Below are 21,030 nucleotides of genomic sequence, written 5' to 3'. Positions count from 1 at the left end.
GAATCCCTTCCTTATTTTCTGAATATTTTATGTGGATTATATCATTTAAACTATCATATTCCAATGTGAAAATAAACATTGCATGAAGATCCATTCTCTCGTTATGATATATGGTATTCTACTGAAAATGTGAGAAGGAGTTAAAGTATGCCGTTTACATTTGCACATCCAGCAGCAGTTCTTCCTTTTGCGAAAAAGCATTCTAAATATATGTCAGTAACGGCTCTTATATTAGGTAGTATGGCGCCTGACTTTGAATATTTTTTACACTTTAGACCGTATGGTGTTATTGGGCATACGTGGCTTGGGTTCTTATATTTAAATTTACCACTTGTCTTCTTATTAGCATGTATATATCATTACGTTTTAAAAAAGCCTTTTATAACACATTTACCTAAACCATTTGCTGGCTACTATACATATGCAATAGACAAGAGATGGGGGCTTCATACATGGGAGGATCTTTTTGTATTTTGTTATTCAGCATTATTCGGTATGTTAACGCATGTTGTTTGGGATGCATTCACTCATAAGACAGGCTATTTTGTTATGAAAATACCATTATTGCAAAGAGAATGGTACGGTATCCCTGTTTATAAATATATGCAACATGGAAGTACATGTATTGGTTTTCTATTATTAGTATACGTTTTATGGAAGTATAGAAATGGAATGGGTAAAGATCTTATTTTAGCTTCGGAAAAAAGAAAGTATTGGATTTCAGTAATTGTTGTGGCAACTATTATATTTATCGTGCATGCGTTCCTAGATCCCTATTTTCATATTTTCCAAATTGGAGGTATAATAGTATCTGGACTGACAAGTTCATTTTGTGGACTTTTCATTGTTTCTATAGTTTACAAGGCAAGGGACTAATTTTATATTCATGAATGATAGTGTTAGGAGAAATGAAATGATGAAAGCATGGAAAAGTATTTTTGTTTTATGTAGTTTTCTTCTTATGTTAAGTGGTTGCTTCCATCAAGAAGAAAAGAAAGCTGAACCGAAGAAGAAAGAATCTATTCCTGAAACGAAAGAATATGGTGGGCGTGAGCTGAAAAAAGTAGGACAAAAAGTGAAAGAAACAGGATGGGGTACTTTCAAGTTAGAGCAGATGCACTCTGTGAATCAAACATTTGAAGTAGCGCCAATGAAAATTCACGTACAAGATGTGAAAGTAATCTCTTTATCACAGATGAGTGAAAAAGCAAAAAATACATTGAAAGTATACACGGCACTAACTCCTGAAGAAGTAAAACGTAGATTAGGGGATAAAGTAAGCCAAGAAGATGCAGAATTATATGCATCGCTAAGTGGAACAGAGATTAGTAATACAATTCGTTATGTTGAGATTACATATAAAGTGGAGAATAGCGGGAATAAAAATATGCAATTTTTCTCTATGAATGATGTTATGATTAATGGTAAGCAACATTTTAAAGTAGCGACTCAAAACTTTTTATATGATGAAGATACGTTAGTTGGTACAAAAAATGTGTCAAGAGAAGACTATAAGCCTGGTGAAACAAGAGATGGTATTATTGGTTTAATACTTGACGATGGAAAAGACAAAGTAAAGGATATTCAGTTTACAACTGATGATTTACTTGCAGGAGATTCAGAAACACAAGATGTTGTAAAAGAGTCACAAATGTTTAATATCTCACTTTCGGAGTAAGGTGTTTTTAAAATAATGTAAGAAAAACAGTCAGCACTCAAATATTATGCTGACTGTTTTTTTATTTCTTTTATGTATGAATCTACATTTTGAAAAGGCACCTTAATTTTAAACGCATCTTTTTGTTCGTTAAATTGCTTTTCATTGTAGGGACCGAAACGTTTATTGTGCTTTACGTCAATAATCCAATAATGTTCACTTTTTTTATTTGCAATTGCTGCGTCAGGGTTATTTGGATCTGATTTTTCCTCAGTTTGTTTTGCAATAATGTATTTATCATCCCAAGCAATGTCTGTAATTTTTGCAGGGATGTATTGTGTGGCATATACAGCATCTTGCGAGGGGAAAAGTTCAAATGCATTTCCAGAAGTACGTATGAGTTCGTATTCATCGTTAACCGTATAAGTTAAGTGACTTGTGTTTCCTGCACAACCAGTTAATAGGAAGGCGACGAATAGGATTATCCATTTTTTCAATATGGGAACCTCCTTTATAATGCTATTGTAACAAATTGTACAAGAAAAGTAAGAGAAACGCTAGTTTACAATGTTTTTTAGAAGTGGTACGATGAGACGGGTAAAGAAGGATATGAAGGAGTCGACATAAAATGAAGTTAAAGATGCATCGTCCAGCGCTTGTAATGAATCGCATAGGTGCTTCCCTAATTGACATGTTTTTAATCTCGGTTATGTATGGTGCAGTAGTAGCTATTATGACCGGAAACTATAGTGCTATGTTTAAGCGCTTTAATATAAGCTTAGGTGATTTTAGATATGATTTCGCAGTAGTTTTCATATTAATGGCGATATATTTTATTGTGTTACCCTTTATTTGGAACGGTGTTACACTTGGCAAAAAGGTAACGAGAATAAAATTAATTTCATTGAAGAGTGAAAAGCTAACGTTGCAAACATTAATTATAAGATTTTTTGTAGTGTTATTACCGAACGTATTGCTATTAGGAATTCCATTAATATGTAACGTATATATGATGTTGTTCCGCAAAGACAATTGCGGTTTTCAGGACTTAATTACAAAGACGAAAATAATAAGTCTTGTATAATAAAATAAAATAAAAAAAGACCCTTTTATATATAAAAGGGTCTTTTTTTATTTTATAAGTATATTGTGAATATTTACAGTAAGGAAAAGCTAAAATGTGTCATTTCTATTTATAATAGATTGAAAATTAAGATAATGATATAATAATTAAAAATAATATCTTTATCTCACCATTTGGGGCTGATTAAAGTTTTACTTTATATAATAAGGGGGAAGTTGAGATGACAGGAGGTAGCATAATTTTTTGGGGCATTCTCATTTTTATCGGTCTAGTTCTTGATCAGCGTAAGAGTAAGAAAAAAGAAGGATAAAAAGTAAACGTTTACAAATTGAATAGCAATTTTTCTTGCTTGCAGAATAATCTCATAAAGGAGTATACTGAATGACGGTAAGACTTATAGAAGGGGTAATGAAAATGAAGCTTGCAGGAAAAGTTGCTATCGTAACTGGCGGTGGCATCGGTATTGGACGTAATACAGCTCTTTTGTTGGCTAAACAAGGCGCAAAAGTAATTGTGACGGACATTGATCAAGAAAGTGGACAAGCAACAGTGGAGGAAATTACGAATCTAGGCGGAGAAGCCCTTTTTGTATTCTATGATATGGAAAAGCAAGGAGATTGGCAACGCGTTATTAGCATTACTTTGAATGCATTCAGTCGCATTGACATGCTTTTTCAAAATGCTGGTTTATATAAAATAGATTCTATTTTTTCTCGCCAACAAGAGAACGATTCCAATGTACTTTGTATTAATGACGTTTGGATAGAGATAAAACAATTAACGTCATCTTTTATGAAACAGCAAGAAGAAGTGGTGCTTAGTGATTTACCGATTTTCGGTATTATTGGCACGAAAGGACAATCATTTCATACAGTAGAAGCCCTAGTATAATAATGAAAACCGCCCTCAATATATGTGGACGGTTTTTTTGTATGTTATATAGAAGGAAATTTTTTTAGCGAATACGTTGTTCTGTTTGGTTGTCAAAGAAATGCGCTTTATTTAAATCAAATGCCAATTTAATTTGGTCTCCAGGTGAGAATATATGTCTTGCATCAACACGTGCTGCAAAATCTTGATTTCCAAGTTTCATATATAAAATAGATTCAGCACCTAACAATTCAGCAACTTCAATTTTTGTTGTGAAAGTAGTAGATTGTGAAGCTTCTAAAAATAGTAGTTCATCATGAATGTCCTCCGGGCGAATACCTAAAACAATTTCCTTATTTACATAGCCTTGTTCACGTAGCATCTTCATTTTTCCTTCAGATACTTTGATTTTTATAGTATTGTCTATAACGAAATCGGTTTCAGTCAATTTACCACGGAAGAAGTTCATCGCTGGTGACCCGATAAATCCACCCACGAAAATGTTTTCTGGTGTTTCATATACTTCTTTTGGTGTTCCAATTTGTTGAATCTTTCCATCCTTCATAACGACAAGACGCGAAGCCATAGTCATTGCTTCTGTTTGGTCATGTGTTACATAAATTGTTGTTGTTCCAAGGCGATGATGTAGCTTAGAAATTTCTGAGCGCATTGCAACACGGAGTTTAGCATCTAAGTTTGATAATGGCTCGTCCATTAAGAAAACTTTTGCATCTCGAACGATTGCTCTACCTAACGCAACACGTTGGCGCTGTCCACCTGATAATGCTTTCGGTTTTCTATCTAAATATTGTTCAAGTCCTAAAATTTTTGCTGCATCTTTTACACGACGATCGATTTCATCTTTTGGTATTTTTCGAAGTTTTAATCCAAATGCCATATTATCATATACACTCATATGTGGATAAAGAGCGTAGTTTTGGAATACCATTGCGATATCTCGATCTTTTGGAGGAACATCATTCATTAGTTTACCATCAATTGAAAACTCGCCTTTTGAAATATCTTCGAGTCCAGCTACCATTCGTAACGTTGTAGATTTTCCGCATCCAGAAGGACCGACAAATACGATAAATTCTTTATCTTGAATGTGTAAATTAAAATCAGTTACAGCTGTTACGTTATTATCATATATCTTATAAATGTTTTCTAATTTAAGTTCTGCCATGGTATTTCCCCCTAGAAATAATTATGCAAACGTTTTCTTTGAGTTCATTATAAACGAATAGATTCAAAAAATAAATAAAAAAATAAAACGTTTTCATATATTGGAGAATTATTAGTGATTTTCGCGTTTTTTCTTAGAAAAAGAACAATAAAAATTGTAAGCGCTATTTTAAATTGAGATAGAATCTGTTATCATTCATTAATGAAAACGTTTGCGCCTTAAAAAAGAGAAAAATGAATTATGAATGAAATGGGGTAGCATAATGGAAAAACAATGGTGGAAAGAAAGCGTAGTATATCAAATTTATCCTCGTAGCTTTATGGATAGTAATGGTGATGGTATAGGAGATCTTCAAGGGATTATTTCAAAGCTAGATTACTTAAAAGAGTTAGGGATTGATGTGATTTGGTTATCACCAGTCTATGAATCTCCAAATGATGATAATGGTTACGATATAAGTGATTATTGTAAAATTATGAACGAGTTCGGAACAATGGAAGATTGGGATGAACTATTACATGAAATGCATGAACGTAATATGAAATTGATGATGGATTTAGTTGTTAATCATACATCTGATGAACATAATTGGTTTATTGAATCACGTAAATCAAAAGATAATAAATATAGAGATTACTATATATGGCGTCCTGGAAAAGAAGGGAAAGAACCAAACAACTGGGGAGCTGCTTTTAGTGGATCTGCATGGAAGTATGATGAAATGACGGATGAATATTATTTACATCTGTTTTCTAAAAAACAACCGGATTTAAACTGGGATAATGAAAAGGTAAGACAAGATGTTTATGAGATGATGAAGTTTTGGTTAGAAAAAGGAATTGATGGATTCCGCATGGATGTTATCAATTTTATTTCTAAAGAAGAAGGGTTACCAACAGTTGAAACAGATGAAGATGGTTATGTTTCAGGTCATAAACATTTTATGAACGGTCCAAACATTCATAAATATTTGCATGAAATGAATGAGGAAGTATTATCGAATTATGATATTATGACGGTTGGTGAAATGCCTGGTGTAACGACAGAAGAAGCTAAATTGTATACTGGAGAAGAACGAAAAGAGTTGCAAATGGTATTCCAATTTGAACATATGGATTTAGATTCAGGAGAAGGTGGAAAGTGGGATGTAAAACCATGCTCACTTCTTACTTTAAAAGAGAATTTAACAAAGTGGCAAAAAGCATTAGAGCATACCGGATGGAATAGCCTTTATTGGAATAACCATGATCAGCCTCGCGTTGTATCTCGTTTTGGTAACGATGGAATGTATCGCATTGAATCTGCGAAAATGTTAGCGACAGTTCTTCATATGATGAAGGGAACGCCATATATTTATCAAGGTGAAGAAATCGGAATGACGAACGTTCGATTCCAATCAATTGATGAATATCGAGATATTGAAACGTTAAATATGTATAAAGAAAAAGTGATAGACCATGGTGAAGATATAGAAAAAGTAATGGAATCTATTTATATAAAGGGTCGTGATAATGCTAGAACTCCGATGCAGTGGGATGATCAGAATCACGCTGGATTTACAACGGGTGAGCCTTGGATTACTGTAAATCCTAACTATAAAGAGATTAATGTGAAACAAGCAATCCAAGATGAAGGTTCAATTTTTTATTACTATAAGAAATTAATTGAGCTACGCAAAAATAATGAAATAGTTGTATATGGATCATATGATTTAATATTAGAGAATAATCCTTCTATTTTTGCTTATGTAAGAACATATGGAGACGAAAAACTACTTGTTATTGCAAACTTTACTGCGGATGAAAGTGTATTTGAAATGCCTGAGGATATTAGTTATAGTGAATCAGAATTATTCATACACAATTACGATGTAGAAATCGGATTGATAGATAACATTACATTACGTCCGTATGAAGCGATGGTATTCAAATTGAAATAAGAAAAATCCTTATGCCACCTTGGCATAAGGATTTTTTGGGTTACCATTTTAATATGGAGAATCCATATGGAGGAAGTGTAACTTGTAATACACTTGCTTCTGCTGAAAATTCTTCATTTGTATAAATGTTAATTATTTTCTTACCAGTAACATGAAGAGGGAGTGAAACTGTAACTTCACTATTAGTAGGGTTTAAAACGAAAAAGATAGTTTCATCCTCATATGTTTTCGTATAAGAAATATAATTATGTTCATCATTTGCTTCGATGAATTGAAAAGTACCATGTCCTCCAAAAGCTGCATGTTGTTTTCGTAATGAAATCAATGTTTGTATATGTGTAAATAATGCATGATCTTGTTCTTTAGTATCCCAAATCATACATTTACGGCAATCGGGGTCCATACCACCATCCATGCCGATTTCATCTCCGTAATAAATACATGGAGAGCCGATGAAAGAAAGATGGAATACATAGAGCAATTTCAACTTATTTTTATCTCCATTGCATGTTGTTAAAATTCTTGGAGTATCATGGCTATCTAATAAATGAAAGGCTGCTTCATTTACATTCATAGAGTAGGAATGTAGAGATTCTGTAATTTGCTTCATAAATTCACTTGCTTTAATGGAATCGTTAGCAAAGTAAGAAAGTAGAGCGTTTGTAACAGGGTAGCTCATGACAGCATCAAATTGATCGCCTTGTAGCCACGGAAGGGCATCGTGCCAAATTTCTCCCAAAATATATACTTCAGGATTTAATGTCTTTATTTCAGTTCGGAATTCTCTCCAAAAGTTGTGATCGACTTCATTTGCGACATCAAGGCGCCAGCCATCTATATTGAATTCTCGTACCCAATAACGTCCTACTTCAAGTAAGTATTCTTTTACATCTGGATGAGCTGTATTTAATTTAGGCATATACGGTGTAAAGGCGAAAGTATCATAATTGGGAAGTGGATCGGTTATAATTGGAAATTCATGAATGTGGAACCACTCTTTATATGCAGACTTCTCACCGTTCTCTAGAACGTCTTGAAATTTCTCGAAAAAGTATCCACTATGATTAAACACAGCATCGAGCATTACTTTTATACCGTGTTTATGACATTCTTCAATGAGCTCTTTAAAAGTTTCTTTCGTCCCAAATTGTGGATCAATTTCCATATAGTCAATTGTGTCATATTTATGGTTTGAATGAGCTTTGAAAATAGGTGTGAAATATATTCCGGAAATGCCAAGCTTAACAAGGTAATCAAGGTTTTGAATAACACCAGCAAAATCCCCGCCGAAAAAATTAGTTGGAGTTGGATTCGTACTTCCCCAAGGAAGGGTGTTTTCTGGATTCAGCGTACTATCGCCATTAGCGAATCGTTCAGGGAAAATCTGATACCAAATGGTGTCTTTAATCCACGATGGTGCTTTGAATACATCATCTGCATGAATAAATGGAAAACAAAAAAAGTTACCAACATCATCATTTGGAATGTTAGAAAAGAATCCTCGCTCTGTATAAATAAGAGTGTCTGTTTCAGATTTTAATTCAAACCCATAACGTAAGCGCTTAAATTTTGGTTCGATTGCAATGGACCAATAATCAAATAATGCAGTAGAACCCGTTTTTTTCATTGGTGTACTTGCTGATATCCATTTCCCGTCTTTCCATTCGTAAGGATCACCGTAAATAAGATCGGCGCTTTGAACATCATCACTCTTAGTACGTATTCGGATGTGAATTGTTTGTTCATCGTAAGCGTATGCATAATTATCTTTCGGCCTATGATAAATGGCTTCTTTAAACATATAGAAAATCCCCCTTCAATATCTCTATACATAGTATTCCCTTAAGTGTAATAATAAAGCCTGTATTGCAAACGATTGCCTTTCTTATAGCTTTAATATTGCTTATAAGAGTAGTATTCATTTCATATAAAGTCAATGTATAAAGAGTATAATGACATAATTTTTAAATTAATATTTGCAAAATGAATAAAAGAATGTATAATGATAGACAAATAGCGCAAACGTTTTCATAGACTTGAGATATTGTTTGCGCTTCAATTAAACTATTAAATGCAAACGTTTTCAGTTACTGAGGTACATAGACAATTTAGGGAGGTTTTTGGGATGAAGAAAGCATTATCATTATTAACGGTTTCAGCATTATCTATTGGTATGTTATCTGCATGTGGACCGAAAGATTCAGGGAAAAAAGAGGAAAGTAAAGCGAAAAAAGACTATGATCTTCTTGTTTGGGAAGATGAGAAAAAAGGTGTGGGTCTAGAGCCAGCGGTGAAAAGTTTTGAAAAGAAATATAATGTGAAAGTAAAAGTTGAAGAGGTTCAGATGACGAAACAAATAGAAAAACTTCGTCTCGACGGTCCAGCTGGCACAGGGCCAGATGTTGTAACATTGCCACATGATCATATTGGTAATGCGGTAACAGAAGGGCTACTTTCAGAAGTGAAAGTAGATGATACAGTAAAAAGTAAATTTACAGATTTATCAATAGAAGCACAAACATATAACGGAAAAATATATGGTTTACCAAAAGCGATTGAAACACCAATCTTTATTTATAATAAAAAAATGATGCAAAAAGCGCCGGAAACGATGGATGAACTGTTTAACTTCTCAAAAGACTTTACGAAAGATGGAAAATACGGATTTTTAGCACTAGGAGATAACTTCTACTTTGCTAATGCATTTATGGCAGGTATGGGTGGTTATGTATTTGGTGAAAAAGATGGAAAGCCAAATGCAAATGATATTGGATTAAATAATAGCGGTGCGGTACAAGGTGCTGAATATATTCAAAAATGGTATAAAGAAAAGTTATTCCCGAAAGGTATTATCGGTGAATCTGGTGGTTCAGCTGCAGATGGATTATTTAATGAAGGAAAAGCAGCATCTATTATGAATGGTCCATGGGCATTCCAAGCGATGGAAAAGGCTGGAATAGACTATGGTGTTGCTCCAATGCCGAAATTACCAAATGGTCAACCGATGAAAACGTTCGTTGGCGTAAAAGGATGGCATGTAACAAGCTTCTCTAAACAAAATGATTTAGCTACAAAATTTACTGAGTGGGTTACAAATGAAGAAAATGCTAAAATTCGCTTTGAGAAAACGAAAGAAATTCCACCAGTAAAATCAGTAATGGAAGATCCAATCATTAAAGAAAATGAGGCTGCAAAAGCGGTTGCGACACAATCTGAAAATGGAATTCCAATGCCAAATATTCCAGAAATGCAAGAAGTTTGGAAACCAGCTGGAGATGCGCTTCAATTAGTTGTATCAGATAAAGAAGCACCAAAATCCGCACTTGATAGTGCAGTGAAACAAATTAAAGGTAATATTGAGGCAAATCATAGTAAGAAAAAATAAGGTGAAATTCGTGCCTCTAATATGAGGGGCACGAATTCTCTCCCTTCCATGTAGGAAGAAAAAAGGGGGAAGGAACATGCAAACATCTATGGAACCTGCAAAGGGGTTAAATGATTCAAAGCATAGGAAAGTGGCAACCATGTTATCAATCATTCCAGGCGTGGGCCAAATGTATAATAAACAATTTGTAAAAGGTCTTATTTTTCTAGTATTAACAGGTTCATTTATTGTAGCCTTTGCTGATTTATTAAATATGGGATTATGGGGCATTGTAACGCTCGGTACAGAAGTTCCACGTGACCATTCCGTCTTTCTATTAGTAGAAGGGATCTTGGCACTTATCGTTATCGCTTTTGGGCTTGGCATATATGCATTTAACTTATATGATGCATATCAAAATGGGAAGAAACGTGATATTGGAACACCGTTAAATTCTGTAAAAGAGCAATACCGTAATTTGTTAGATCAAGGCTTTCCTTATTTAATGGTTTCACCAGGTTTTCTACTACTTATCTTTGTTGTCGTATTTCCAATCATCTTCGTAATTTTAATTGGATTTACAAACTATGATTTATATCATTCTCCTCCAGCTAAATTAGTAGATTGGGTGGGCTTTAAAAACTTTATTGATATTTTCACATTACCGATGTGGAGAGATACATTTTTAAGTGTATTTTCTTGGACTGTCATTTGGACATTCGTTGCAACAACATTACAAGTTGCACTTGGTATTTTTTTAGCGATTATCGTAAATCAGCCTGGTATTAAAGGTAAGGCAATTATTCGAACAATCTTTATTTTACCGTGGGCTGTTCCAGCATTCGTATCTATTCTTGTATTTGCTGGTATGTTTAATGAAACATTTGGAGCAATTAATAACCAAGTATTAGCTTTATTCGGGATTGAAAAGATTGCTTGGATGACAGACCCGTTTTGGTCAAAGATTGCTTTAATTATGATTCAAACGTGGCTTGGTTTCCCGTTCGTCTTTGCGATGACAACAGGTATACTGCAATCGATTCCAGGAGAATTATATGAAGCGGCTACAGTAGACGGAGCAACTGCTTGGCAACAGTTCCGCAAAATTACATTGCCACTTGTGTTATATGCAACAGCGCCAATATTAATTACGCAATATACGTTTAACTTTAATAATTTTAGTATTATTTATCTATTTAATAACGGGGGACCTGCTGTGTCTGGACAAAATGCAGGTGGAACGGATATTTTAATTTCATGGATCTATAAGTTAACGATGACTTCGGCTCAATACGGCAAAGCAGCAGCTCTTACAATGATTTTATCGTTAATCGTTATTACAGTTGCGTTATGGCAATTTAAGAGAACAAAATCATTCCAAGAAGAGGATATGATGTAAATGAATATTAAACGACAAAAGATGCTACGTCTTTCATTAAGTTATTTAGTTATCTTCATAATGTGTGCGATTGTTTTCTATCCATTACTATGGATAATTGGCTCATCGTTTAATCCAGGTGATAGTTTATCTGGGTCAAGTATTATTCCAAAAAACGCCACATTAGATCATTATCGCAAGCTACTTGATCTCGATTCAAGTAATTACTTACTTTGGTATAAAAATACTTTGAAAGTTAGCGTAATGACGATGATTTTCTCTGTACTAGCCATTAGTTTTACTGCTTATGCATTTTCGAGATATCGTTTTGTTGGAAGAAAGAATGGTTTATTAACATTTTTAATTCTGCAAATGATCCCGAATTTTGCAGCGTTAATCGCACTATATATATTAGCTCAGTTAACAGGATTACTTGATACACACCTTGCATTAATTTTAATTTATGTGGGCGGAGCAATTCCGATGAATACATGGCTTATGAAAGGGTATTTTGATACGATTCCGAAAGAACTGGATGAATCAGCTCGAATGGATGGAGCAGGGCATTTCCGTATTTTCTGGCAAATCATTATGCCACTTGCAAAGCCAATCGTAGCGGTTGTAGCATTATTTACTTTCATTGGTCCATTTACAGATTTCATTTTAGCGAGTATTATTTTGCGAACACCAGAAAATTATACTTTAGCAGTTGGATTATATGAAATGGTTGCGAAAAAATTCGGTAATGAATTTACAACGTTTGCAGCGGGTTCAGTGTTAATTGCGATCCCGATTTCAATTTTATTCCTATCACTACAAAAATATTTTGTTTCCGGTTTAACAGCTGGAGGTACAAAAGGATGAAAAATGGGACATTACGTCCCATTTTTCTTTTCATCTCCCTATAAATAAGTTTATAGGGAGATGAAAAGAGATTTGACATCACATGTGAAAAGAAGTGAAATAAATAGTATATTATAGTATAGGAAAAAATAGCTATATCCCTTACAATACATGAAGAGGGAGAATAGGATTAGTTTTGCAAGATATAAGAAATGAAAGTTTATGACTTGCAATGAGTGCGAGATAAAATATATGAAAAATGGCAGAGAAATGAGAGGAGGGGGATTTTTATGACAGTTACAATTAAAGATGTGGCGAAGCAAGCGAATGTTGCACCATCAACAGTTTCTCGTGTAATTGCTGATAATCCAAGTATAAGTGAAAAAACAAAGCGCCGTGTTAGGAAAGTGATGAGTGAATTAGGGTATCATCCCAATTTAAATGCGAGAAATCTTGCGAACCAAACGACGAAAACACTTGGTCTTGTTATGCCAAGTTCTGCAAGTAAAGCTTTTCAAAATCCATTTTTCCCAGAAGTTATAAGAGGGATTAGTTCATTTGCACACGTAGAAGGTTATGCGCTTTACATGTCGACAGGTGAAACGGAAGAAGAAATTTTTAATGGTGTCGTAAAGATGGTACAGGGACGTCAAATTGGTGGCATTATTCTTTTATATTCAAGGGAGAATGATCGGATTATTCAATATTTACATGAACAAAATTTCCCGTTTGTTTTAATAGGAAAACCATATGATCGAAAAGATGAAATTACATATGTAGATAATGACAATTATACAGCTGCAAGAGAAGTGGCAGAATATTTAATTTCATTAGGGCATAAGCAAATCGCGTTCATTGGTGGTGGATCAGATTTACTTGTAACGAGAGATCGTTTAGCTGGTATGAGTGATGCCTTGAAATTAGCAGACATTGTATTACCAAAAGAATATATTTTACATTTTGATTTTTCGAGGGAAAGTGGTCAACAAGCCGTTGAGGAATTAATGGGACTGCAGCAACCGCCGACGGCAATTATGGCAACGGATGACTTAATTGGACTTGGTGTGTTAAGTGCTCTTTCTAAAAAAGGATTCGTTGTACCGAAGGATGTTTCTATTGTAAGCTTTAATAATGCTTTATTATCAGAAATTGCGAGCCCTCCACTTTCGACAGTTGATGTGAATATTTATCAGCTAGGATATGAGGCAGCGAAAGCTTTAGTTGATAAAGTAGAGAATGCAGAATCCACTGCAAAGTGTATCATTATTCCTCATAAATTACTAAAACGTCAAACTTGTGATCATTATGCAGAAAAAAGCTAAGAGTTTAACTCTTAGCTTTTTTCTTTAGAAAGGCTTCTAATCGGTCGCAGCCTTCTTTTAAAGTTTCGATACTATATGCATAGGACAAGCGAAGGTAGCCTTCACCGTATTCAGAGAATGCTGTTCCAGGAACTACAGCTAGTCCAGCTTCTTTGACAAGATCAAGTGCAAAATCAAATGATGAAGATGTCAAATGACCAACATATGGGAATAAGTAAAATGCACCTGTTGGCTTTTCAACTGCTAATCCCATTTGAGTGAGTCTATTATATACGTAATCACGGCGTTTTTTATATTGGTGGCGCATCATTTTGGGTGCGTCTTTAGCAGCTGTTAATGCTTCGATCGCAGCGTATTGAGCGATTGAAGTAGCACACGTTACATTGTATTGATGAACTTTTAATATGTGTCCTGCTAAATAGCTTGGTGCAAATAAAAGTCCAACACGCCAGCCAGTCATAGAATGTGATTTAGATAAACCGTTAATGACAATTGTCTTTTCACGCATTTCTGGGAAATGAGCGATAGATGTATGCTTTTGTTCATACACAAGCTCGCTATAAATTTCATCTGAAAGGACGAAAATATTTTTATCTTTTAAAACATCTACAATATCTTTTAATTCTTCTGTGGATAAAGTTACACCAGTTGGGTTAGAAGGATATGGTAGTACGATACATCTTGTTTTTTCTGTAATAGCATTTTTTAGCGCGTCAGCTGTTAAACGGAATCCAGTTTCACGAACATCTACAAAAATGGGCGTTGCACCGCATAATCGAATAATAGGTTCGTAACCTGGATAAATAGGAGCAGGTAAAATTACTTCTGTTCCTGGCTCTAAAATCGTTCGGAATGCAACATCAATTGCTTCGCTAGCACCAATTGTAACGATGGTTTCGTTTTCAGGTGAGTAATGTAAATCGTAGTTATCTTTTACGAAGTTACAAGCTGCCTTACGTAATTCTAGTAAACCAGCGTTATGTGTATAGCTTGTATAGTTTTCTGTAATAGCCCGTTTTGCCGCTTCTTTTACGAGAGAAGGTGTAGGGAAATCGGGTTGTCCGATTGTTAAAGAAATCAAATTATCATAGTTTTGAATCATGTTAGAGAATTGACGGATTCCAGAAATTTGGATATCCTTCACTCTAGGGTTAATGAATTGTTCCATTGTATCTCCCTTTCTTCCGTTTGAAAATTAAGTTCATTTTATCATATTTTCTATGATTGCGCTTTGTATATGTAATTTAGAAAGAGAGAGAAAAGATAAAAAAAGCCGCTATAAGCGACTTTTTAATATCCGTATTCCCAATCTATTTCATCTTCATTCCAGAGTACAGAGGATACCTTGCCAAGGTGAACAACTGATTCGTTCACAGCACATGTGCAATCTTCATCTCCTGCTTTATGCTGTAACTCTTCATATACTGATTTTTCAACATTTTCTAGAACAACCAAATTTTCTTCTTTTAAAACAAGCGTAGTACCCGCCATATTTATCTTCCTCCTACTAAAGTAATGATCACTTATTTGTAAACATAGATAGTATGGATTATATGCTGTATTTTGCTATAGTTGTCCGTCTAAAAAAGTATTTTTACATTTTCTTTGTAATCCGTATTCATTGTATACTGCACGAAGGGAATTTGGTACAGGGTTTACAATCATTTCGAAAATCTGTAACAATTATTATGAGTTGTTAACAAAGAATTAACAAATATGTTAAGAAAAATCAAAATTTTAAAACAAATAAACCTATAAAATGATATAATCATATCAAAATACATATAGGGGATGAGAGGTTATGGAGCTTATCCGTGATTTGTTGATTCAAATTGCCATCATAATTTTACCACTATTTTTATATGAAGCGATTCGTTTAAATCGCTATCAAGAAATGCCTCCGAAGCCAAATCGTTACTTTATTATGTTTTTATCTAGCGTTACGCTCGTTCTCTCCATGACATACTCTATTTGTTTTGGCAATGTGTGTGGGTATAACTTTCACCCAATTCCAATTGTCAGTGGTTTTTTATATGGTGGGATTGTTGGGTTAATCCCAGCGGTTATTTTTGTTGCATATGAATGGTTACTAAAGGGAATGAGCTTTCTTCCAGTTTTAGAAGTAACATTTCTATTGATAGTTCCGCTATTTTTATCAAAGAAATGGTCTCTTTTTTCAAGAGATAAGAAATTAATTTTAGCATTTATGATTTCATCATTTTATGTGCTTGTTTCTTTAGTATTAGGCATGATTAATGTTCTTTTGGAAACAGGATTTACACCGTATATTTCGCAAATATATAGCGGATTTATATTTGCCTCGCTTATCATGGTCATGACAATGGTATTTCAGGTGTATTTAACTGAATATTTAAATGAAAATGCATTGCTACGTACAGAGATGCAAAAATCAGAAAAGCTTAATATTGTAAGTGAGTTAGCAGCAAGTGTGGCACATGAAGTTCGAAATCCACTTACTGTTGTTCGTGGATTTATCCAATTGCTAGAAAGTACGGAAGATGTGAAGAATAAGGATTATATGCGTCTCGTATTAGCTGAATTGGATCGGGCGGAACAAATTATTTCAGATTACTTGAATTTAGCAAGGCCGCAAATTGAGAAAAAAGAACACATTTGTTTATCAGCCCAATTAATAGAAATGACCACTCTTATGTCGTCATTTGCAGCGATGCAAGGTGTATATTTACAAGTTGAAATTTCAGAAAGTCTTTATACGATTGGTGATAAGACAAAATTGAAGCAAGCTATTATGAATGTTGTTAAAAATGGTATTGAAGCAATTCAAGGAAATAAAGGATATTTAAAAGTAACAGCTATTCAAAAAGACGAAACAATCATAATAAGAGTTAAAGATAGTGGTGTTGGTATGACGAAAGAACAGTTAGCAAGGCTGGGACAACCATATTATTCTTTAAAAGAAAAAGGGACAGGATTAGGGCTTATGGTAACATTTAGTATTTTACAAGCGCATAATGGTACATTGGAATATAAGAGTGAAAGTGGAAAAGGCACTGAAGCAATTATTATATTACCAGCTGTACAAAATAAGGAATAAAAGTTACCGATGGAAGGTAACTTTTTATTTTATATTGTTTATTCATTTGTTTTTTCTTGTTTTGCTCGGCTAAATAAACTTTTAAATGATTGAAAGAAGCTTTGCTCTTTTGAGGCAGCGACCATTCTTTTTGTTTCTTGAATTTCTCGAATAACTTGCATAAGCTGTGCATCACGATTACTGTCCTTGTTATAAATTTGACTAACAAGTTTATTCATTTTTTCTTCTTGTTTGGATTCTCGTTTATACATATGATTCATTAATAAGTCCATTTTTTCTTTTTGCAATGCATCTGTTTGAGCGGCGTGCTCGACTAACTCTTGAAGCATTTTTTCTTGAGAGCCTTCTTTTACATACACTTGTTGCATCAATTCATCTAGTTTCTCATCCTTTAAACGATTTTGTGTAATTAGAGTAGAATTTTGATGAATAATTGCTTCATTTAATTGAGCCAGCATTTCAAGTTTCAACATGAACTCCTCAAAGTTACGCCCATCTTCTTTTTCTTTTGGTTGTATCTCTTGCTTATCTTGTATAACTGGTACAGGTGGGGCCTCTTTTTCTTTTAAAATAATCGGTATCGTTTCTGAAATATCTTCTTGTAATGTGGCAGCTCTTTCATGTATAGATTTCAATAGTTTTAAATCATCAAGTTTATAAATACGAGCATCAGCTGTTTTAGAAATCATATAACCATGTTCCTCTAACAGTTGACTATATTTGCGGACTATATGTTTTGGGATGCCTGTTTTATTCGTGACATCTTTCGTTTTATAGGTAGCTTCCATGATATTTCCTCCCCAAAAAGTATCGTATATATCATTTCAATCTTTTATGAGGACTTCCTTTGAAAAAGAATGTCGGAAGGCTATTAGTTTTCTACAGCATTAGTGAAAAAATGAAATTTTTTGGCGGAATGGCAAGGAATAACTAAAATAATGTCTGAAAACATATACAGGAGAAGTTTGTTATAATAACTGAGGAAAAGAAACTGGTAGAAACATGGAGGTATACATGAAGCAATTAAAAGGTATTATCATTTCAATTATTGCAATTCTGTCTATTTTAGTAGCAGTTTATGAAGTACTTGTGCCAGAGGAAACAAGTGTAAAGAAAACGAATACGTATGATCAAGTGTTAGAATTTCCGAAAGAACGTTATCCAGAGACAGGAAAACATATTACGGATGCTATAAAAGAAGGGCATTCAGAAGTTTGTACAATCGATCGTGGTGGTGCTGCAGATAGAAGGAAATTGTCGTTAGCACCGTATCCATCAAAAAAAGGGTATGATCGTGATGAATGGCCAATGGCGATGTGCAAGGAAGGCGGAAAAGGAGCACATATTGAATATATAAGTCCGGCGGATAACCGGGGAGCAGGCTCTTGGGTAGGGAATAAGTTAGATAAATATCCAGATGGTACGCGTGTGAAATTTGAAGTGAAGTAGTATTTGTACATTTCATAATGAAGGAGAAGGGGAACTATGGAGTTAACAATTTCTTATTCGCAATTAATGTTGATGAACTATGACGGTGAGCAGCCTTATGTAGACTGGACGGATGAAGATTTTGAAAGAGGTTATGCTGAGGCAGAGGGAACTGTTATTTTTGAAGCACTTTCTGATTATACTTGTGAAGTGAAAGTGACCCCAGGGAAACATATTGAAAAAGAAGAAGTGGTTAGAACGATTACGGTTCCTTTTACGGTTGAAAATGAAAGTATCGTTATAACGAGTATTCTTTCAAACAAATTTCAAATATCTATTCCAAATGGTGAGTATACAGTTGTCTTACAAGCAATTCCTCTTGAAGAGCCAACGGATGATGAATTATATAAAATACAATACGAATTCTTCTTTGAAAGTAAAGAATAAAAAATGGGTTATCCTGAGAAAAGGATAACCCATTTTTGTTATGCGTTTGTTTTTAAAAGGGAACGAGCATCTTTCGCTGCTTGAACCATATGTTCTAAAGCTGGAATAACTTCTTCTGTTCTTCTCGTTTTTAAACCACAATCAGGATTAATCCAGAAATATTTAGGATCGCATACTTCTAAAGATTGTTCTACGATTTTATACATTTCATCTTTACTCGGTACACGTGGGCTATGAATATCATATACACCTAGACCGATGCCTTTTTCATATGTTGTATGTTTTAACGTATCAATAAATTCTCCGTGACTTCTTGATGTTTCGATAGAAATTACATCTGCATCTAATGCGCGAATCGCGTCAACAATATCTTCGAAGTTACTGTAACACATATGAGTATGAATTTGTGTTTCATTTGCTACAGAAGAAGTTGCTAAAAGGAAGGATTGTACTGCCCATGTAATATAAGCATCCCAATCTTTTTCTTTTAGTGGCATTCCTTCACGAAGTGCTGGCTCATCGACTTGGATTACTCTAATTCCGGAAGATTCAAGTAGTTCAATTTCGTGACGAAGAGCTAGTGCAATTTGATACGAAACTTCTTTTCTTGGAATGTCATTTCGAACGAAGGACCAATTTAAAATCGTAACAGGTCCAGTTAACATTCCTTTTACAACTTTCTCCGTTAAGCTTTGTGCATAAACTGTTTCCTTAATAGTCATGCCGTTAATAAAGGCTACATCACCATAAATAACAGGTGGTTTTACGCAGCGGGAACCGTATGATTGTACCCAACCGTTTTTAGTGAATGAGAAACCAGCAAGGCGCTCACCAAAATATTCGACCATGTCAGTTCTTTCAAATTCACCATGTACAAGGACATCAAGCCCAATTTCTTCTTGGTAACGAATCCATTTTTCTGTCTCTTTTTCAATAAATTGTTCATATTGTTCATTTGAAATAACACCGTTACGCCATTCTTTTCGCGTTTGACGAACTTCAGTTGTTTGCGGGAAGCTACCAATGGTCGTTGTTGGTAATAGCGGTAACTCCAGGGCAACTTGTTGTAATTCGTATCGTTTTTCAAATGGAAGAGGGCGTGAAAAATCTTCTTCTTTTAGTGCTGTTCGTGCTGCTTTGACATCTTCTCGGTTACGTGCAGCAGATGAGCGAATTGTATGATGTACGTTTCGATATGTTTCCAGCTCAGTACTAATGCTTTCTGTACCTTGAGTGAGAGCGGAATGAATAAGAACTAACTCTTCTAATTTTTGATTTGCAAATGCTAATGCATCAAATAGCTCAGTCGATAAGTGAGTTTCTTCTGTTTTATCGATCGGTGTATGCAATAAGCTACAAGAAGGCTGAACGATGAAATCTTTCGTTTGGACTTGTTTTTGTAACGTTGTAAATAACTCAAGAACTTCATCAAGGTCAGCTCTCCAAATGTTACGGCCATCTATACAACCGACAGCTAAAGTTTTATCAGCTGGGAATCCATATTTTGAAATAGCATTTAAATTACCTTCTTTACCATGAATGAAATCTAATCCAATACTGGATACCGGGAATGTAATAATTTCTTCATAGTTTTCTTCCACGCTATCAAAATACGTTTGTAAAAGAAGAGTCGCATTTGGAACTTCTTTACGAATAGCTTCATAAATTTCTTTTGCTTGTTGAACTTCTTCTTTCGTTAAAGAAGCGAAAATCGGTTCATCAACTTGAATGGCTTGTGCACCAGCTGCATGTAGTTCTGAAAGCAGTTGTACGTAAGGTGCAACTAACTGTTTTAAAATGGAAGGGAATTGTTCTTGTGTATAGCCTTTAGCTAATTTTAAGAAAGTATATGGACCTAAAATAACAGGCTTTCCATCTACTCCTAATTCTTGTTTTGCCTCTTCGTATAAGCGAAGTGGACGATTATCTTTTAAAGAGATTTGTAATCCCTCTTCATATTCAGGAACGATATAGTGATAGTTTGTGTTAAACCATTTTGTCATTTCGGAAGCTACGTGATTTTTAGAGCCACGCGCCATTGCGAAATATACATCAAGGTAAGATGTAAACTCAGAAAAACGTGATGGGATAAATCCTAGCATATAGGCAGTATCCAAAACGTGATCATAATATGTAAAGTCGCCAATTGGAATGAGTTCAATCCCTTTTTCTTGCTGTACTTTTACGTGTTGAAGGCGAATTTCTTTCATTGTTGTTAAAAATTGTTCTTCATCAATTTTATTGGACCAAAAAGCTTCCAATGTTTTTTTCCACTCTCTTTGTAGTCCGATACGTGGATAACCTAAGTTACTTGTTTGAATTGCCATTTTAAATTCCTCCCTAATTGAAAGTAAGCATTTCCGTTTACTAGGAAATACCTATAACAAAAAGTGCAAAGACATAGAAAATAAGCCTTCCTTTTTGTTTTAACACCTC

At 34.4% G+C, this 21,030-nt stretch carries 20 protein-coding genes; 13 read left to right on the top strand and 7 right to left on the bottom strand.

The window, feature by feature from the left end; translation table 11 throughout:
- Nucleotides 1-147: 147 nt before the first annotated feature.
- Complete coding sequence (locus QCI81_RS07075) at nucleotides 148-876, top strand: DUF4184 family protein (RefSeq protein ID WP_053563719.1); 729 nt, start codon at nucleotides 148-150, stop codon at nucleotides 874-876.
- 37 nt (nucleotides 877-913) lie between these two features.
- On the top strand, nucleotides 914-1,678 hold the full coding sequence (locus tag QCI81_RS07070) for a hypothetical protein (protein ID WP_071729759.1): 765 nt from the start codon (nucleotides 914-916) through the stop codon (nucleotides 1,676-1,678).
- 44 nt (nucleotides 1,679-1,722) lie between these two features.
- On the opposite strand, the gene QCI81_RS07065 is transcribed toward QCI81_RS07070, so the two are convergent.
- Entirely contained in the window at nucleotides 1,723-2,154 is a 432-nt protein-coding gene (locus tag QCI81_RS07065; RefSeq protein ID WP_000758789.1) for a DUF3997 domain-containing protein, read from the bottom strand.
- A 131-nt stretch (nucleotides 2,155-2,285) separates the two neighbouring features.
- Here QCI81_RS07065 and QCI81_RS07060 point away from each other — a divergent pair, with 131 nt between their 5' ends.
- The 3 genes from QCI81_RS07060 to QCI81_RS07050 all read left to right on the top strand — a co-directional run bounded on the left by QCI81_RS07060 (nucleotide 2,286) and on the right by QCI81_RS07050 (nucleotide 3,632).
- Nucleotides 2,286-2,741 carry an RDD family protein gene (locus tag QCI81_RS07060; protein WP_000769080.1) on the top strand — a complete coding sequence of 152 codons (456 nt, stop codon included), beginning with the start codon at nucleotides 2,286-2,288 and terminating at the stop codon, nucleotides 2,739-2,741.
- Nucleotides 2,742-2,961: 220 nt separating this feature from the next.
- Nucleotides 2,962-3,051: a hypothetical protein gene (locus tag QCI81_RS07055; protein ID WP_000145638.1), complete on the top strand. Its 90-nt coding sequence runs from the start codon at nucleotides 2,962-2,964 to the stop codon at nucleotides 3,049-3,051.
- Between the two features lie 71 nt (nucleotides 3,052-3,122).
- Entirely contained in the window at nucleotides 3,123-3,632 is a 510-nt protein-coding gene (locus QCI81_RS07050) for an SDR family NAD(P)-dependent oxidoreductase (protein ID WP_000218413.1), read from the top strand.
- A gap of 64 nt (nucleotides 3,633-3,696) precedes the next feature.
- Here QCI81_RS07050 and QCI81_RS07045 read toward each other — a convergent pair whose 3' ends face one another.
- Nucleotides 3,697-4,797, bottom strand: a complete 1,101-nt coding sequence (locus QCI81_RS07045) for an ABC transporter ATP-binding protein (protein ID WP_069356149.1) — start codon at nucleotides 4,795-4,797, stop codon at nucleotides 3,697-3,699.
- Nucleotides 4,798-5,059: 262 nt separating this feature from the next.
- Here QCI81_RS07045 and malL point away from each other — a divergent pair, with 262 nt between their 5' ends.
- A complete protein-coding gene (gene malL, locus QCI81_RS07040) occupies nucleotides 5,060-6,736 on the top strand; it encodes an oligo-1,6-glucosidase (RefSeq protein ID WP_071729761.1) in 1,677 nt (558 codons plus the stop codon).
- A gap of 40 nt (nucleotides 6,737-6,776) precedes the next feature.
- Here malL and QCI81_RS07035 read toward each other — a convergent pair whose 3' ends face one another.
- A complete protein-coding gene (locus QCI81_RS07035; RefSeq protein ID WP_353810646.1) occupies nucleotides 6,777-8,537 on the bottom strand; it encodes an alpha-glycosidase in 1,761 nt (586 codons plus the stop codon).
- Between the two features lie 324 nt (nucleotides 8,538-8,861).
- Between QCI81_RS07035 and QCI81_RS07030 the strand changes: the two genes are divergently transcribed.
- The 4 genes from QCI81_RS07030 to malR all read left to right on the top strand — a co-directional run bounded on the left by QCI81_RS07030 (nucleotide 8,862) and on the right by malR (nucleotide 13,643).
- A complete protein-coding gene (locus tag QCI81_RS07030) occupies nucleotides 8,862-10,121 on the top strand; it encodes an extracellular solute-binding protein (protein WP_000709931.1) in 1,260 nt (419 codons plus the stop codon).
- Between the two features lie 76 nt (nucleotides 10,122-10,197).
- Complete coding sequence (gene malC / locus QCI81_RS07025; RefSeq protein WP_001194982.1) at nucleotides 10,198-11,499, top strand: maltosaccharide ABC transporter permease MalC; 1,302 nt, start codon at nucleotides 10,198-10,200, stop codon at nucleotides 11,497-11,499.
- The gene (malD, locus tag QCI81_RS07020; RefSeq protein WP_001022603.1) at nucleotides 11,500-12,342 is read left to right on the top strand and encodes a maltosaccharide ABC transporter permease MalD; all 843 of its coding nucleotides are present in this window, start codon (nucleotides 11,500-11,502) and stop codon (nucleotides 12,340-12,342) included. It begins immediately after the preceding gene.
- A gap of 269 nt (nucleotides 12,343-12,611) precedes the next feature.
- Nucleotides 12,612-13,643 carry a maltose operon transcriptional repressor MalR gene (gene malR, locus QCI81_RS07015; protein ID WP_016512354.1) on the top strand — a complete coding sequence of 344 codons (1,032 nt, stop codon included), beginning with the start codon at nucleotides 12,612-12,614 and terminating at the stop codon, nucleotides 13,641-13,643.
- A 4-nt stretch (nucleotides 13,644-13,647) separates the two neighbouring features.
- Here malR and QCI81_RS07010 read toward each other — a convergent pair whose 3' ends face one another.
- Nucleotides 13,648-14,811 carry an aminotransferase A gene (locus QCI81_RS07010; protein WP_023522939.1) on the bottom strand — a complete coding sequence of 388 codons (1,164 nt, stop codon included), beginning with the start codon at nucleotides 14,809-14,811 and terminating at the stop codon, nucleotides 13,648-13,650.
- A gap of 122 nt (nucleotides 14,812-14,933) precedes the next feature.
- The gene (locus QCI81_RS07005) at nucleotides 14,934-15,134 is read right to left on the bottom strand and encodes a hypothetical protein (protein ID WP_000929276.1); all 201 of its coding nucleotides are present in this window, start codon (nucleotides 15,132-15,134) and stop codon (nucleotides 14,934-14,936) included.
- Between the two features lie 310 nt (nucleotides 15,135-15,444).
- Here QCI81_RS07005 and kinB point away from each other — a divergent pair, with 310 nt between their 5' ends.
- The gene (kinB, locus tag QCI81_RS07000; RefSeq protein WP_000420372.1) at nucleotides 15,445-16,719 is read left to right on the top strand and encodes a sporulation sensor histidine kinase KinB; all 1,275 of its coding nucleotides are present in this window, start codon (nucleotides 15,445-15,447) and stop codon (nucleotides 16,717-16,719) included.
- A 38-nt stretch (nucleotides 16,720-16,757) separates the two neighbouring features.
- On the opposite strand, the gene QCI81_RS06995 is transcribed toward kinB, so the two are convergent.
- On the bottom strand, nucleotides 16,758-17,507 hold the full coding sequence (locus QCI81_RS06995; protein WP_000388467.1) for a DUF3967 domain-containing protein: 750 nt from the start codon (nucleotides 17,505-17,507) through the stop codon (nucleotides 16,758-16,760).
- A gap of 226 nt (nucleotides 17,508-17,733) precedes the next feature.
- On the opposite strand from QCI81_RS06995, the gene nucA reads away from it, so the two are divergent.
- Both nucA and QCI81_RS06985 read left to right on the top strand, forming a co-directional pair.
- Nucleotides 17,734-18,168, top strand: a complete 435-nt coding sequence (nucA, locus tag QCI81_RS06990) for a DNA-entry nuclease (protein ID WP_000811494.1) — start codon at nucleotides 17,734-17,736, stop codon at nucleotides 18,166-18,168.
- A gap of 36 nt (nucleotides 18,169-18,204) precedes the next feature.
- Nucleotides 18,205-18,594, top strand: coding sequence for a competence protein ComJ (locus tag QCI81_RS06985; RefSeq protein WP_000424024.1), 390 nt, complete (start codon nucleotides 18,205-18,207; stop codon nucleotides 18,592-18,594).
- A 38-nt stretch (nucleotides 18,595-18,632) separates the two neighbouring features.
- Here QCI81_RS06985 and metE read toward each other — a convergent pair whose 3' ends face one another.
- A complete protein-coding gene (metE, locus tag QCI81_RS06980) occupies nucleotides 18,633-20,921 on the bottom strand; it encodes a 5-methyltetrahydropteroyltriglutamate--homocysteine S-methyltransferase (RefSeq protein ID WP_001007615.1) in 2,289 nt (762 codons plus the stop codon).
- Between the last annotated feature and the right edge of the window lie 109 nt (nucleotides 20,922-21,030).

The sequence above is a fragment of the Bacillus cereus group sp. MG20 genome, assembly GCF_040459885.1.
GTDB lineage: Bacteria > Bacillota > Bacilli > Bacillales > Bacillaceae_G > Bacillus_A > Bacillus_A cereus.
This window is presented reverse-complemented; position numbering and strand designations above follow the sequence as displayed.

Coding starts and splice junctions, on each gene's coding strand:
- malR (WP_016512354.1), top strand. CDS start 12,612: ATGACAGTTACAATTAAAGATGTGGCGAAGCAAGCGAATGTTGCACCA.
- QCI81_RS07050 (WP_000218413.1), top strand. CDS start 3,123: ATGACGGTAAGACTTATAGAAGGGGTAATGAAAATGAAGCTTGCAGGA.
- QCI81_RS07075 (WP_053563719.1), top strand. CDS start 148: ATGCCGTTTACATTTGCACATCCAGCAGCAGTTCTTCCTTTTGCGAAA.
- kinB (WP_000420372.1), top strand. CDS start 15,445: ATGGAGCTTATCCGTGATTTGTTGATTCAAATTGCCATCATAATTTTA.
- QCI81_RS07030 (WP_000709931.1), top strand. CDS start 8,862: ATGAAGAAAGCATTATCATTATTAACGGTTTCAGCATTATCTATTGGT.
- QCI81_RS07010 (WP_023522939.1), bottom strand. CDS start 14,811: ATGGAACAATTCATTAACCCTAGAGTGAAGGATATCCAAATTTCTGGA.
- QCI81_RS07005 (WP_000929276.1), bottom strand. CDS start 15,134: ATGGCGGGTACTACGCTTGTTTTAAAAGAAGAAAATTTGGTTGTTCTA.
- malL (WP_071729761.1), top strand. CDS start 5,060: ATGGAAAAACAATGGTGGAAAGAAAGCGTAGTATATCAAATTTATCCT.
- malD (WP_001022603.1), top strand. CDS start 11,500: ATGAATATTAAACGACAAAAGATGCTACGTCTTTCATTAAGTTATTTA.
- metE (WP_001007615.1), bottom strand. CDS start 20,921: ATGGCAATTCAAACAAGTAACTTAGGTTATCCACGTATCGGACTACAA.
- nucA (WP_000811494.1), top strand. CDS start 17,734: ATGAAGCAATTAAAAGGTATTATCATTTCAATTATTGCAATTCTGTCT.
- QCI81_RS07055 (WP_000145638.1), top strand. CDS start 2,962: ATGACAGGAGGTAGCATAATTTTTTGGGGCATTCTCATTTTTATCGGT.
- QCI81_RS06995 (WP_000388467.1), bottom strand. CDS start 17,507: ATGGAAGCTACCTATAAAACGAAAGATGTCACGAATAAAACAGGCATC.
- QCI81_RS06985 (WP_000424024.1), top strand. CDS start 18,205: ATGGAGTTAACAATTTCTTATTCGCAATTAATGTTGATGAACTATGAC.
- QCI81_RS07060 (WP_000769080.1), top strand. CDS start 2,286: ATGAAGTTAAAGATGCATCGTCCAGCGCTTGTAATGAATCGCATAGGT.
- QCI81_RS07035 (WP_353810646.1), bottom strand. CDS start 8,537: ATGTTTAAAGAAGCCATTTATCATAGGCCGAAAGATAATTATGCATAC.
- malC (WP_001194982.1), top strand. CDS start 10,198: ATGCAAACATCTATGGAACCTGCAAAGGGGTTAAATGATTCAAAGCAT.
- QCI81_RS07045 (WP_069356149.1), bottom strand. CDS start 4,797: ATGGCAGAACTTAAATTAGAAAACATTTATAAGATATATGATAATAAC.
- QCI81_RS07070 (WP_071729759.1), top strand. CDS start 914: ATGATGAAAGCATGGAAAAGTATTTTTGTTTTATGTAGTTTTCTTCTT.